Origin of the sequence: Pyrobaculum ferrireducens (assembly GCF_000234805.1) — an archaeon.
Lineage (GTDB): Archaea > Thermoproteota > Thermoprotei > Thermoproteales > Thermoproteaceae > Pyrobaculum > Pyrobaculum ferrireducens.
The window spans coordinates 1,942,514-1,955,323 of the sequence record NC_016645.1; the positions used below are offsets into that span (position 1 = coordinate 1,942,514).

Here is a 12,810-nt window from a genome sequence, read left to right on the forward strand (position 1 = left end):
GTAGAGTTATTAGTGTAGTACGTGGGGCAACGTCCTCCAATTCGCCGTATTGTGATTGACGCCGCAATACCGACAAAAGGGGTTACAATTGTAGACGTGGCTAAGGAGCTTTACAAAGTGGAGGGCGTCAAGGCTGTCCGCGTCACGGTAGACGACGTGGATGTAGACGTCTTGGGGCTAGCCATTGTCGTGGAGGGGGTCGACATCGACTACGGAGAGCTGGAGGAGGTCTTGGAAAAGGTGGGGGGAGTGGTGCACTCTGTGGACGAGGTGGTGGTGGGGGAGTACATCCCGGAGGCTGGGACGACGGCGTGAGATACCTACTCCTCGGCGTGATAGACGGGTTAATCACGGCAGGAACTCTGTCCGCCTCGTTGCTAATTAGGGGAGGCGAGATCGGCTTGGACCTGGCGCTGTCTATTGCCGTTGTGGTTTCTACGATAAGTGCCTTGACTGTGTTCGTTGCCGAGTACTCCCACCAGATGAGTGAGGTGAGGGAGACTACTTATAAGCTCATGCTTAGAGAGGAGCAGAGGGGCTGGACTCTGCTACATACCCGTGCCCTCTACGCCACGGCGAGATCTGCGCTTCTCAACTTCGCGTCGTCTTTTGTAGGCGCCTTGGCTGTCTTGATACCTGCCCACTTCACGCCGCACGCGGCGGTGGCGGCCGTCGCGGTTGTGGTTGTGGTGACGAGCCTAGCGCTGGCGGGGAGCTCATGGAGGGAGTTTCTGGAGCTCGCCACGATGATAGCCTTGGCGGTGTCGGTGGGCGTGGCCGTGGGCCTGGCCTTCCCCCTCATAACTTAAATAACTAATCTCTTGAGGGGACGTGGCTACTCTACCAGTAGAGTATTTACGGACCACCCGCCTATTTAGAGAAAAGATCGGCGATGTGGAGATAATCTCCTTCGAGGTGCCGGTGCATAAGTACTTCTCCCGCAACGAGATTCCCTACCTCGCCACGGCCCTCGACGTGGATTTCCGCAAGATGGAGAACTTAATAACAGACATGAAGTACGGCAGAGTCGCCGTGGAGAAGCTCTGGGCTTATAGAATGGACGCCGACATTATACGTGAAAACAAGAAGGTACTGTTGCCCGACCTGGCAAGCAACCCAGTAGACGGAGAGGTGGACGAGTTCGAGGACGCCAAGGTTTTGAAGATACACGTCGGACCGCTGAAGGAGTACGTCAGGGTGTTTGTAAGGCCGAGGCAGGGCTTTAGAGAGGTTGTTGTGTATAGAAAGCCCCCCCACCCAGCTTTTGTGAGATACGTCGCGTATCTATGAAAGTCGCGGTGGTGGGTATAGGAGGCTGGGGCAAGAACCATCTCCGCGTAGCGGCGCAACTTAAGGGGGAGGGCCTTGTGGAGGTGGTGTATGCCGTCGACGTCGACGAGTCTAGACTCAAGTGGGCTGAGAGGGTGTACGGGGCAGTGCCGGTGAGGGGAGTCGACGCCGCGGCTAATTTAGACGTCGACGCCGCGATTATAGCCACGCCGACCACCCTCCACGCAACGCACGCGGCGGCGTTTCTCACCAGGGGTGTGGCCACCCTGGTGGAGAAGCCCTTCGCCGCGAGCCTTCAAGAGGCCTACCAGTTGTTGGATTTGGCCGGGAGGACGCTGGTGAGCACTGGGTACCTCCTCCGCTTCCACCAAGGCGTGAGGTATGTCAAAAACAACCTCGGCAAACTGGGGCGTTTTCTTACGGCCTACGGCAAGAGGACTTCTAGGTGGCCTCTGCGGCCTGGCGACGTCGGGGTTATTAAAGACCTGGCGATTCACGACATCGACCTCGTAACGTATATAACCGGGAGGAGGGCTGTGTCTGTCTACGCCTCCGGCGGCTCCACGAGGGGGGGTTACGAGGATCACGTGCAGATATTTGCCCACTACGACGGCGCGTCGGCGATTTACGAAGCCAACTGGCTCACGCCATATAGATTTAGAAAACTTGAGCTGACGGGGGAGCAGGGTATATTCGTCGTGGACTTCGCCTCAGACGAGGCTTATTTCTACGGCGAGGAGGGGGTATACCGCCCCAGGCTTGAAGTGGCGGAGCCCCTTCTCCTACAAGATAGGGAGTTTATAAAAGCCGCCTCCGGCGCTGGGGGTGAGGTGGTCAGCAGGGACGATATCATATACACAATGAAGTTTTGTGAAGCCGCCGCGCTGTCGGTAAAAACAGGTAGGGTAGTAAACCTCGACGAGCTGTAGAGGCGTATACGCCACCTACTTTACGAATTGGCGTTTTTTAACCACAGCCCCGCCTCTTCATGAAAGCCGGTGAGGAGCTCAGTATCCACGAGATTGAGAAGCTGGATCTCGGCGAGGACTTCAAGCTGGCTCTCTCCAGGGCCTTAAGCGGGGCGAATGTGTACATAGTGGGGCCGCCTGGTAGCGGCAAAACCGCCATGTTGCGTAAGCTGGGCCTCTACCTCTCCAGATCGGGGAGGGGGGCCGCCTATGTAAAGCTGGAGTGGGCCAAGTACGGCTGGGGGCTTGGGGACTACTTGAAGCACTACGGCGCGAGGAATATAGGCCTCATAGGCGCGGAGGCCGGCGGCGACGTCGTGTTGCTAGACGATGGCGAGTTGCTGTGGAGCTACAGCTCGGCGTATAGAAACCTTGTGAGAGACGTCAGACAGAGACAGGTGGTAGCCGCCTTTAGAGAAATAGATATGGACACGCTAACCATACTCTTCGGCGATGGGTTTACCATTTACCTCCAGCGGCAGGTAGCGGCGAGGCCTGTGGTCAAGGCTCCTCTTGGCCTCGGCTTTATTGGGAGAACTTCCGAAATTGTGGTGATTTAACCGCCGAGGAGAATTGGGAGGAGTGCGACTAGGTTATTCAAGCCGTGTAGAGTCATCGAAGCGGTTATACCCCCTTTTTTAAAGGCGTAGGTCAGAACTAGCCCATAGGCGAAGTAGAGAGGTAGCAACGCCGCTGCGCCGTGAACCGCGGCGAAGATAAGCGAGTTGCCCATGTATCCCACAAGCTGGCCAGCTCTCTTCTCAAGCTCGGTGTAAAGCATGGCGCGGAAAATAGTCTCCTCCACCAGGGGAACCAGAACCACCGCCGAGGTGAAGAAGTAGAGCCTCCACTGGGGGCATGTAGAGAGTGTCTGTATAAACACCTGGAGTAGCGAGTCGTATTGGCGGAGAAGCGGCTGCAGGATCAGCTCCAACCCCCACAGACCTGTGAATATCAAGAGAGAGATGGCGAAGTACTTGGGCCTAAATGCGAAGGGCCTTGCGTAGTAGATCAGTGGCGTAAGCACTAGATACGCCACTGCCAGAGACGCCGAGACGCAGTTAGGCGCCAAGAGCGCCGCCACGCCCATGGCTATGAACATCACTGGTATCGACAAGGCCAGCGCAACGAGGCGCACATATATAAACAACCCGTGGGTTATTTAAGCTGTGGAGATCCAAGTCGCCGCGTCTGCCGTGGGGAAGAAGAAGTTCTACATCGACCTTACAAACTGGGGTAGGGTCGAGAGGTACCACAGACCCTTTCTAGTAAACGCCGGCTGGCCCGGCGGCCTCGCTACCGGCGTGTTAGATCTACGGACATACATGGAGGAGGTTGCCGAGATATATAGAGAGGCTGTGGACGCGGTCGGTAGAGCAAATAGGAATTTTATAAAGACGGCTGGGAGGCTCTGGCTCCTGAGATTTGTACTGCCGACTAGGGTTGAGGCGGCCGCATCGGCGGTGAGAGAGGCCAGGGCCTACTGGGAGATCAAAACTCACGTCGAGAACGTACTTGGGAAGAGGTTCGACACGTGGGGCGAGGTGTACACCGGCAGGGCCGGCGTGGAGGTGAGAAACGGCGCGGTGTACGTAGGCGGGGCTCCATCTCTCGGCCACACATACCTCTGGCTGATCGGCGCGCTCAGCCTGTAGAGACGGCGGCCCGCTCGCCGTGCCGCAATTTGATAAGCTCCACGAGCCTCCCCGCCGCCCTCTCCACAAGCGCCTCGGCCTCCTCTCTACTCCCCGCGCTGGCATAGATGTGTATATGTAGAAGCGGCGCATCCACCTCAAACCCCTTGGGGTGCGACTTGACGTATACCCTAGGGTCGATCCTCATAACCTCCCTGATTAGAGGCGCCGCGTCGGCCTCGGGCACCCCCCTCACCACGACCACCCTCTCCGAGAAGTAGACAGGCGGCCCTCGTTCCCTCAGCAGAGGCTCGACGTGGCTCTCGAAGATAGCCTCCATCTCCCTGGGGACCCCCGGCAGGATGACTACAACTTTACCGCCAATCTCGTAGAGGATGCCGGGGGCTGTCCCCACCGGGTTGGGCAACGGCTTGGCGCCGGGCGGCATCATCGCCATCTTGATCCTCTCCTGTGTGAGGGGGTAGCCGCGGGCTTCGTACTTCTCCCTAACCATCCTCAGCGCCTCCTCGTTAACCACAGGCTCGGCGCCTACCGCCTTGCAGAAGGCCAGGTTTGTAATGTCGTCAGGAGTGGGTCCCAGCCCCCCAGTTGATACGACCACATCCGCCCTATCCACAGCCTCTCTAAAAGCCTCCACTATGTCGCCCTCCTCGTCCGGCACGACGAGTATCCGCCTCACTGCGTAGCCGAGAAAAGTCAACTTGCTTGCGAGCCACGCCGCGTTGGTGTTGACCACCCTCCCGATGAGCAACTCATTTCCGATCGACAGAATCCAGGCGACGCCTTTATGCATCACAGCTAGTTAGGTAGTGGATTTAAGCTCTTCCCTAATAACCAGCACGAGCCCGAGCAGGGTGATCAAGACGCCGAGGGCTTGCAGGGGGATTTCCAGCGACCCCAGAAGCGGGGCGGCGACGTGGACGGCGCCCCTCGGCACCTCGCCCAGGATCGGTATAGCGAGTAGCGTGGCTCCCACGGGCTCCCCCAGGGTGCTCGCCGCTATCGTCACCGCTCTGTATCTGCCGAGCAGAAAGTTAAAGACTGTGTGGCCCAGCATCATTGGTATAGACGCTATGAGGAGAAACATTACAAATACATAGGCGTTATACGCAACCATGTTGCTCCCCAGAGACAGGCCCACTACTAGGGAGATAAGCGCGGCGACGCCGTAGGCCACGGCGGCGTATCCCAAAGTCCCCACCGACGTCCTGACGACTCTCCCCAGCGCTAGGTAGCCCGCGAAGGAGGCCGCGCCGATTAGGGCAAGGACGTTGCCCAAGAGGCCTCCTGGCGAGAACGTGATAAATATGCTACCCACCACGGCCAGCAGAACGCCGGCGGCGGTTGCGCCGCCAACTCTCTCCCCGATGTGCCTCGATAGAAACAGCATAAGGACTGGGTGGATGTTGACGAGGGTGGTGCTGGCCGCCACTGTGGTTAGGAATAGGGAGGGGATCCAGCTGAGGAAGTGCACAGCCAGCAACACGCCGGAGAGGGCTGAGTACATGAGGGCGCGGCCCCTCGGCAAGCCCAGCCCCCTCCACGACCCGAGCATGAGCACTATGGCTGTGGCGAAGGCCAGCCGCCAGAAGGTGATCGCCACCGGGTCGGCGGGTGTCAGCCTAATTAAAATCGCCGCGCTGGAGATGGCCAGTATGCCGACGGGCAGGAGCCAGAGCACGTTACTATGCCTAAATCCTTATTTATACACATCAAGTCGACAGATATGAAGTTTCCCGAGTTGGAACTCACGGCGCACACCGGCGAGATCGTCGCCCCGGCCAGGGCGCCCAAGGCCGTGGTCTACTTCTTCCCCAAGGCGTTTACCACAGGTTGCACCAGGGAGACTATACGCTTTAACGAGCTCTACGACAAGTTCCGCGAAAAGGGATACGAGGTCTTCGGCGTCTCCACCGACAGCGTCGAGACTTTGAAAAAATTCGCCGAGAAATACGGCGTTAGGTTTAAACTACTAAGCGACAAGGGGGGCCGCCTCGCCTCTCAACTCGGCATTTTGAGGCCAACGGGGACGGCGGAGCGCGTCACCTACATACTAAACGGGGGAGAGGTGGTGCACGTGCTGAGGGGACTCAAGTCGGCGGACGAACACGCCGACCGCGCCCTGGAGTTGGCCAAATGAAAATTTACGAGATCAAGGGGCCCTGTCCCGAACTAGGCATGACCCTGGCCAGACTCGTGGCAGAGCTGGGAGAGGGGGAGGAGGCCAAGCTTGTAAGCAGGTGGCGCTACGTATTAAGCGACTTGAAGAGCGTGGCGGGGGACATGGGGATAGAGATAGTCTCCGTGGAGGAGCGCGGCGACTTAGTCGAAGTTTTGGTTAGAAGGCGAGGACAAGGTCGGCGTCCCTAGCCAAGGCGAGGAAAGTCAGAGATCCCGCCACGGCGACGCCGTCCATGGGCGTCACGCCGAGCATTTTCGTCACCGGCTCGTCCACGTAGACATAGACGCCGCTTCTCAGACACTCGGCGGCGAGTTCCTCAAGCCTCTTAGCGCCGATCTTCCTCATTTTCCACCTTATGTAAAGAGAGGCGAGCAGGGGAAGGCCTATGAGCCTACTCCTCGGCCGTCTGCTGAAGATCAACGCCCCGAGCCCCGTGGCGAATAGGTGGACCTCATACCCAAGCGCCCTGGCCGATAAGGCGATAACCAGGGCGTGGTAGGCGCGGGCGATGTCGTTGTCGGCCAGCATTATCACAGCCTTAGGCATAAATACCACCCACCTCTGGAATATATAGGTGATGTGCCAATGCAGGCGGCGATTAGGTGGCCGATGACCTGCCGGCTGATCTATAAGAGGGGCACCTCTCTCCTATAGGACACACGCCGCATCTGGGATCCCTCGCCTTGCATACATACCTGCCGAATTGTATCAGCTTCAGGTGTATCTCTAGGTAGCGCTCGGGGGGGACCATCTCCATGAACCACCTGCTGATTTGTCCATATCTGTCGCCGACCCCCCAGCGCTTTGCTATACGTGTGATGTGCGTGTCCACGGGGAAAGCCGGCAGGCCTAGGTTTACCAACACCACGTCAGCCGTCTTCTCCCCCACACCCGGCAGGCTTAGGAGGAGTCTCCTAGCCTCCCCGGGCCCCATCTCGACAAGCCTCTGGGGGGTAATGCCGAGCTTTATGAAGGCGTCAGCCAGCGCCTTCAGATTGCGCGCCCTCTGCCGGTGCATGCCGGCGGGCCTAATTAACTCCTCCAACTCCTCCGTGGACAGCGCCAGCAACGCCTCAGGCGTCACGCCCCCCAGCCTCTTCTTTAGATTTGTAAAGGCGCGGAAGGCGTTCTTATCCGACGTGTTTTGGCTCAACACCACGGCCACTAGGAGCTCGAAGAGGTTGCCCCCCTCTCTCCAGACGACGGGGGCGACGAACTCCTCCAGCCGTAGCTCCACGGCCTTGTCTACCAGCTTTATGAACTCGGAGGACATGGTGTTGTGTCCATAGGCCTTATATAACTCTGACGCCGTGGCTACGTGGACGAGGTCAGGTTTTCGTTGCGCAAGTCGGATTTCGACAGATTTGCCGAGAGGCTGGGCGTCAACGCGGAGGAGTTGCTGTCTGCGCTGAAGGCCGAGGTGGTTAAGGTGGGGCCTGGCTTTAGGTATGTCATCGACATGGAGAACTTCTTCTATTTTGTCGTGTCGCGGATAGTCACGGCGGCGCAGAAGAGGGAGGAGCCTCCCCGCCAGGTCACGCTCGAGATGTTTGAAGAAGCTCTCAATAAGGCTGTGGACAGGCTGGCGGGGGCCAGTGGATACGCCAAGCTTGTGGAGGTGAGGAACGCGGTGGCCCAGGAGCTGGCGATTAGGGAAGAGGACTTCGCCAGGTGGCTCTCCGAGTTGCTTCAGGTGAGGAGGGGGGCCTACGTGTTGCTGGAGGGAGGCGATCTTAAGGTGCAGATAGGCGCCAAGAAGTACGGCTTTATAAAAAGGGTGGAGAAGAGAGCCGTAGCCGAGGTGACGTACTATTAGTAAGATACCTCCCCATCTTATTTAACGGTAGTTATAATAAGACGTGAGTTTAAACGGTTGCTCTATCCCGAAGTGGCCGGTGGCGGGGGAGGCATATAGGCTGGGCGGCAGGTCTTGGCAGAGGGCTGTTGAGTCGCTTGTAAAGCTGACGTCGGCGTTTCCCATGGCCGTCCTCCTGGGAAGGGCCGGCATGGGGAAGTCCCAGGTGGCTTACGAGGTGTGTAAAAAGACTAGCTGTATATACGTCGACTTGACGGAGGTGGGCGAGAGGAGTATGGCCAACATCGCGGCGATCGTCGCGTGGAGGCTTTTGTCTAGATACGGGGATAGGGGAGGCGCGAAGAACAGAATAGTGGAGGTCTATAGGAAGTTCGGCTACGAGGGGCTTGCGTCGCTCGCCAGGGGGGACCCCGCGTGGACTCTGAGATCAGCGCTGGAGCTGGCCGGCACGAGGACGGTGGTGGTGCTGGACGAGCTCCTACCCTCGGCGGAGGACCCCAAATTCTTCGAGGTGGCCTACATAATGCACAGGATAAGGAACATGAACCTGCCCAACTCCTCGTTTCTAGTGACCATGTTGCCTGAGGTTTATGAGAAGATTGTGGAGCGCATACCCCCGCTCGGCAACTTCTTCATCCACATCACTGTACAGTTGCCAGACGTAATCCCCGAGGAGGAGGTTGAGGACATCGTCTCGGCCTACTGCCCGGAGAAGGCAGAGCTGGCTCGTAAAATCGTCGCCGAAAGACCCGACATAACTGTGCGCGAGTTGTTGCTGGAGCTCAACAACATGCCCTCGAGGAGATACGTAGAGCTTGTACCGGCGGATTAGAGGAGCCCCTTTCCACACCTACATCGAGGCTTAAGCCAGCCGCCGCCCCCGAGGGCGATTAGCCAGAGGGTTGAGTCGTTAGTTTGTTGTTAACTGTTAAATGTAGATACGATGCCACACGTATGATTAGGTCGGAGACGGTGAAGCAGATTTTGGAGCATTACAGAGTTGTCTGGGCGCTGAGCCACGCCCAGGGGCTCATGGGGTGGGACTCGGAGACCTACATGCCGGAGGAGGGGATTAAGGGGAGGGCTGTGGCTAGGGCGGAGATTGCCCAGCTTATTCAGAGGTTTATGCTTGACGAGAAGTTTGTCAAGTTGGTGGAGAAGGCGGAGGAGGAGAGAGATCTCACAGAGGTGGAGAGGGGAGTTGTGAGGGTTTTGAGACGGGACTTGAGGTTCTACCAGAGGGTGCCTCCCGAGGTTGTGAAGGAGTTTGCCAAGGTCACGTCGGAGGCCTTCGTGGCGTGGAGGGGCGCGAAGGAGAAGGCGAAGTTCGAGCTCTTCGCCCCCTACCTAGAGAAGATTGTGGAGCTGTCGCGGGTTATTGCGGATAAGCTGGGCTACGAGGAGCATCCCTACGACGCGCTTCTGGATTTATACGAGGAGGGCCTCACGTCGAGGGACGTGGAGGCCGTGTTCTCGGTGCTTGAGCCCGGGGTGAAGAGGCTACTGGCGAGGCTGGAGTCCGCCGGCTGGCCGAAAAGACACCCGCTTGAGGAGGTGCCCTACGAGAGGTCTAGGGTGGAGGCGGCTATAATGGAGGTGCTCGAGCTGGTGGGGTACCCCAAGGGGAGGTTTAGAGTGGATGTGTCGCCGCATCCATTTACCATAGGCATTACGACACCTTTCGACGTGAGGATTACGGTGAGGTACAGAGGGGTGGATTTTAAAGAGCCTCTCTTCTCGGCGCTTCACGAATACGGCCACGCCCTCTACGAGCTAAACATAGACGAGTCTCTTGCCATGACGCCGGTGGGCACCGGCGTGTCTCTAGGCGTCCACGAGAGCCAGTCGAGATTTATGGAAAACGTGGTCGGCAGAAGCCGGGAGTTCGTGGGCAAGGCGGCGCCCATACTACGCAGGCACCTTGACTTCCTCTCGAAGTACTCAGACGACGATCTCTTCTACTACTTCAACGTGGTGAGGCCCAGCTTAATAAGGACGGAGGCGGACGAGGTTACCTACAACCTCCACATCCTGCTCCGCTACAGGCTGGAGCGGCTCCTCATAACGGGGGAGGTTAAGGTCCGGCAGTTGCCTGAGCTTTGGAATGAGGAGATGGACCGCCTGCTGGGGGTGAGGCCGAGGAACGACGCGGAGGGCGTTCTTCAAGATGTGCATTGGAGCCACGGCTCCATCGGCTACTTCCCCACCTACACCCTGGGCAACGTGGTGGCCGCCATGATATACTTCAAACATGGGAGGGTGAGGGAGCTCGTCGCTGAGGGCAACTTCGCCGCCCTTAAGGACTACCTCAGAGAAAGGATACACAGGTGGGGGAGCGTGTACCCGCCGAAGGAGCTCCTTGTTAAGAGCTTCGGCGAGGCCTACAACGCCGAGTACCTGATCAGCTACCTAGAGCAGAAGTATAGGGGTTAGCACACCTTGCAGAGAGGCGCCAGCGCGGTGCAGACGTCGGACTCGGCTCGGTACTTCGCCTCTTTATTTAGAAACGTACCCCAGGCCAGCTCGTAGTCGGCAACCTCTACCTTTTTCAGCATCTCCTCTATACGCGGCGTGCGCTCATCTACCAGGCCGGCGCGCCTAGCCTCCTGGATTACGTAGTTGTTTAGCCCCACCCTCGCCCTGAAGAGGAGGTAGGTTGCCGCGTCGCAGTGATCGCGTAGCTTGACTACCCTCCCGTCGAAGTACAGGGGCCGCCCCAGCTTGACGGTCAGCTCGGCGGAGGCCTGCGCGGCTAGGACGCTGATGATTTTAAAGGTGCGGCCGCCGTAGGGGGTGTGTCTGAGGAAGAGGAGGTTTATCTCGTCGCTTACGACGTGGGCGTGGTCCGCTCCGTGCGTCGAGGCCAGGGCCTTGGCTACTTCGACTAATGCGTTGTGCACTGCGCGGCTCCGGGGAGGGGGGAAGTCTCTCAGCCGCTTTCCGAAGCCTACGCCGTCTAGCCTAACGGCGAATGGTATTGAGGCGGGCTCGCAGACGGCCTCCCTCTCTCTGTACCTCATCTCGAGGATGCGTGGGTTTTCCGCCAGTAGCCTCTTGAGGGAGTCCACGACTATTAACTGTTTTAAAATATGGATCGCTTCGTTTCGTGAAGTTGAGGTTTCGCAACGTAGTTCTGGGCGGCACCTTCGACACACTGCACTCCGGGCATGTGAAGTTGCTGGCCACTGCCACCCTGGTCGGGGAGAGGATTTTGATTGGGCTCACCAGCGACTCCTTCGCCTCGACCTATAAGCAGTATAAGGTGAGGCCGTTCTCCACCAGGCTGGCTAATTTGAGAAATCTCATGTCGCTGATAGCGCCGGAGAGGGAGGTTGTGTACGTGGAGATACACGACCCCTACGGCCCCGCAGTCTCCGACCCAAGGCTTGAGGCGATTGTGGCCAGTATAGAGACGGCGCCCCGCGCCCTGCAGATAAACGACGAGAGGGCGAGGAGGGGGGTCAGGCCTATGGAAGTCGTGGTAATCTCCACTGTGCGGGACGGCTTTGGACATACGCTCTCGTCCACATACATTAGAAGGGTGCTAGAGGGGTTGAGAGGCGAGTCTAAGTAGGGCGAGCTCGCGGTACGTCTCCAACGCGTTTTCGCAGTTGCCTACACAGAGGGTGGGCCCCGCGAGTAGATCTACGCGTCGGTACTCCGCCGCCGCCTTTTTGAGGAACTTGAAAACGTCTGTGTATACAATGTCTGAGTGGCTGTAGTCGCGGAAAACCACTACGTAGTTGTACACCAGGGACCAAGCCTCGTGGGGGCTGTCCGCCGGCGGTAGACCGTAGTCCTCCAGTCTTACGGCGGGCGGGGCAGGCTTGATCTTCACGAGTCTTTTTGCGAGGTCGGCTACGTATAGGATGTTTTCTACCTCGGCGTTTGTGTCTAGTGGGCTGTGGTAGAGGGCCCAAGTGTCTCTGAGAGACGAGATTGTGACCGAGGGGAGGCCCCACCTCTCGTAGTGCACACTGTCGAAGTAGGCCTCAGGCCGCTCAACGGGGCCCAGACCCCTCAACGACTCATGGAGGTAGGGCACGGCGTACATCCTCGGGGTGCCCACCCCAACCACGTCGATATTTACAAGTAACGACGGCCTCCACTTCTTAAAGTAGTTATACGACCCCCAGGCCCAGTAGAAAGACGGCACGTGGGGGGCCACCCCCTCCTCGGCGGTGAAGAGGCCGAGGGCGACCGGCACGTCGTCGGCCACCAACTCACTGAACGCCAGCACCGCCGCCTCTACGCCTGCGCAGTTGTCGGTGGCGCCGACTAGCCAGTGGTCCCAGTGGGCTGAGATCATCGGCGTGTTTTCAAAACTATTAAACGCCACAAGGCTGTAGCTGTATGTCACCCGCGTCTTCGTCTCTACAACCAGCCGCGCCCGCTTTCCTACATAGCTGGCGGCGTCTTCAAAACTGGCGGCGGGGATAGGAGCCGGCGCCGCGTCTATCTTATAGCCGTACTCGCCGGTAACTACAATGCGCCGCGGCGGCCTTCCAGAGAACACCACCGCTTGGGCGCCGCGTCTGGCCGCCTCGATTACTATGTATTTGGCGTCGTCTACATCACTAGGGAACTCGGCCACTACTATATTCCCCTCCACGTCGCCGTCCGGCGAGACGAGCCTCCCCTCCACCGAGGCGGGTCCCGAGTAGGGCAACGCCAGCCCCCTCAGAGCCATGTCGCCAACCTCTAGCCTAGTCCCCGCATCTTCCCATGCCAGCACCTCGACAGGCGAGAGGTGGAACCAGACACTGGGGGTGTCGAGGAAGGCGATGAGCCACTGCAGAAACTCCCTTTCGCCACTCCCCCCGGCTACAAGATCTCTATAAGATGTGCATTTCCTATACACCTCGGCCACGGATGGGAGGGGGTCAGGTTTTTAAATCA

General features: G+C 58.5%; 19 protein-coding genes. 12 read left to right on the forward strand and 7 right to left on the reverse strand.

All coding sequences use genetic code 11. The annotated features are described in order from the left end of the window. The first annotated feature begins 21 nt into the window (after positions 1-21). Genes P186_RS10885 through P186_RS10905 form a run of 5 tightly spaced genes read left to right on the forward strand, consistent with a single transcriptional unit; the run spans position 22 to position 2,818 of the window. Positions 22-315: a DUF211 domain-containing protein gene (locus tag P186_RS10885; protein ID WP_148682996.1), complete on the forward strand. Its 294-nt coding sequence runs from the start codon at positions 22-24 to the stop codon at positions 313-315. Continuing rightward, complete coding sequence (locus P186_RS10890; RefSeq protein ID WP_014289542.1) at positions 312-809, forward strand: hypothetical protein; 498 nt, start codon at positions 312-314, stop codon at positions 807-809. Before P186_RS10885 ends, P186_RS10890 begins: the two co-directional genes overlap by 4 nt. Before the next feature lie 22 nt (positions 810-831). Then, on the forward strand, positions 832-1,290 hold the full coding sequence (locus P186_RS10895; protein WP_014289543.1) for a hypothetical protein: 459 nt from the start codon (positions 832-834) through the stop codon (positions 1,288-1,290). Beyond that, positions 1,287-2,219, forward strand: coding sequence for a Gfo/Idh/MocA family protein (locus tag P186_RS10900; RefSeq protein ID WP_014289544.1), 933 nt, complete (start codon positions 1,287-1,289; stop codon positions 2,217-2,219). Before P186_RS10895 ends, P186_RS10900 begins: the two co-directional genes overlap by 4 nt. Positions 2,220-2,278: 59 nt before the next feature. Beyond that, a complete protein-coding gene (locus tag P186_RS10905; RefSeq protein WP_014289545.1) occupies positions 2,279-2,818 on the forward strand; it encodes an ATP-binding protein in 540 nt (179 codons plus the stop codon). On the opposite strand, the gene P186_RS10910 is transcribed toward P186_RS10905, so the two are convergent. Further along, positions 2,815-3,396, reverse strand: coding sequence for a CPBP family intramembrane glutamic endopeptidase (locus tag P186_RS10910; RefSeq protein WP_148682997.1), 582 nt, complete (start codon positions 3,394-3,396; stop codon positions 2,815-2,817). The two genes, P186_RS10905 and P186_RS10910, sit on opposite strands and share 4 nt — an antisense overlap. Before the next feature lie 31 nt (positions 3,397-3,427). Here P186_RS10910 and P186_RS10915 point away from each other — a divergent pair, with 31 nt between their 5' ends. After that, complete coding sequence (locus P186_RS10915; RefSeq protein WP_014289547.1) at positions 3,428-3,913, forward strand: hypothetical protein; 486 nt, start codon at positions 3,428-3,430, stop codon at positions 3,911-3,913. On the opposite strand, the gene P186_RS10920 is transcribed toward P186_RS10915, so the two are convergent. Together P186_RS10920 and P186_RS10925 are read right to left on the reverse strand one after the other, a co-directional pair. Then, positions 3,903-4,706, reverse strand: a complete 804-nt coding sequence (locus P186_RS10920; RefSeq protein ID WP_148682998.1) for a nicotinamide mononucleotide deamidase-related protein — start codon at positions 4,704-4,706, stop codon at positions 3,903-3,905. The genes P186_RS10915 and P186_RS10920 overlap by 11 nt on opposite strands. A gap of 9 nt (positions 4,707-4,715) precedes the next feature. Next, positions 4,716-5,594: a DMT family transporter gene (locus P186_RS10925; RefSeq protein WP_014289549.1), complete on the reverse strand. Its 879-nt coding sequence runs from the start codon at positions 5,592-5,594 to the stop codon at positions 4,716-4,718. 45 nt (positions 5,595-5,639) lie between these two features. Between P186_RS10925 and P186_RS10930 the strand changes: the two genes are divergently transcribed. Further along, a complete protein-coding gene (locus P186_RS10930; protein ID WP_148682999.1) occupies positions 5,640-6,053 on the forward strand; it encodes a peroxiredoxin in 414 nt (137 codons plus the stop codon). Further along, positions 6,050-6,283 carry a sulfurtransferase TusA family protein gene (locus P186_RS10935; RefSeq protein ID WP_148683000.1) on the forward strand — a complete coding sequence of 78 codons (234 nt, stop codon included), beginning with the start codon at positions 6,050-6,052 and terminating at the stop codon, positions 6,281-6,283. Before P186_RS10930 ends, P186_RS10935 begins: the two co-directional genes overlap by 4 nt. Here the strand turns inward: P186_RS10935 and P186_RS10940 are convergent. Further along, a complete protein-coding gene (locus P186_RS10940) occupies positions 6,252-6,641 on the reverse strand; it encodes a DsrE/DsrF/DrsH-like family protein (protein WP_148683001.1) in 390 nt (129 codons plus the stop codon). The two genes, P186_RS10935 and P186_RS10940, sit on opposite strands and share 32 nt — an antisense overlap. 52 nt (positions 6,642-6,693) lie before the next feature. Next, a complete protein-coding gene (locus P186_RS10945; RefSeq protein WP_014289552.1) occupies positions 6,694-7,368 on the reverse strand; it encodes an endonuclease III domain-containing protein in 675 nt (224 codons plus the stop codon). 45 nt (positions 7,369-7,413) lie between these two features. On the opposite strand from P186_RS10945, the gene P186_RS10950 reads away from it, so the two are divergent. The 3 genes from P186_RS10950 (at position 7,414) to P186_RS10960 (ending at position 10,344) form a co-directional block, all read left to right on the forward strand. Then, a complete protein-coding gene (locus P186_RS10950; RefSeq protein WP_014289553.1) occupies positions 7,414-7,911 on the forward strand; it encodes a hypothetical protein in 498 nt (165 codons plus the stop codon). Positions 7,912-7,954: 43 nt separating this feature from the next. Continuing rightward, positions 7,955-8,743 carry an ATP-binding protein gene (locus P186_RS10955; RefSeq protein WP_148683002.1) on the forward strand — a complete coding sequence of 263 codons (789 nt, stop codon included), beginning with the start codon at positions 7,955-7,957 and terminating at the stop codon, positions 8,741-8,743. Between the two features lie 122 nt (positions 8,744-8,865). Next, a complete protein-coding gene (locus P186_RS10960; protein WP_148683003.1) occupies positions 8,866-10,344 on the forward strand; it encodes a carboxypeptidase M32 in 1,479 nt (492 codons plus the stop codon). On the opposite strand, the gene P186_RS10965 is transcribed toward P186_RS10960, so the two are convergent. Continuing rightward, positions 10,341-10,979 carry a tRNA(His) guanylyltransferase Thg1 family protein gene (locus tag P186_RS10965; RefSeq protein ID WP_014289556.1) on the reverse strand — a complete coding sequence of 213 codons (639 nt, stop codon included), beginning with the start codon at positions 10,977-10,979 and terminating at the stop codon, positions 10,341-10,343. The genes P186_RS10960 and P186_RS10965 overlap by 4 nt on opposite strands. Positions 10,980-11,017: 38 nt before the next feature. Here P186_RS10965 and P186_RS10970 point away from each other — a divergent pair, with 38 nt between their 5' ends. Next, on the forward strand, positions 11,018-11,485 hold the full coding sequence (locus P186_RS10970; RefSeq protein ID WP_014289557.1) for a phosphopantetheine adenylyltransferase: 468 nt from the start codon (positions 11,018-11,020) through the stop codon (positions 11,483-11,485). Here the strand turns inward: P186_RS10970 and P186_RS10975 are convergent. Then, a complete protein-coding gene (locus P186_RS10975) occupies positions 11,456-12,781 on the reverse strand; it encodes a M28 family peptidase (RefSeq protein ID WP_014289558.1) in 1,326 nt (441 codons plus the stop codon). The two genes, P186_RS10970 and P186_RS10975, sit on opposite strands and share 30 nt — an antisense overlap. Positions 12,782-12,810: the final 29 nt, after the last annotated feature.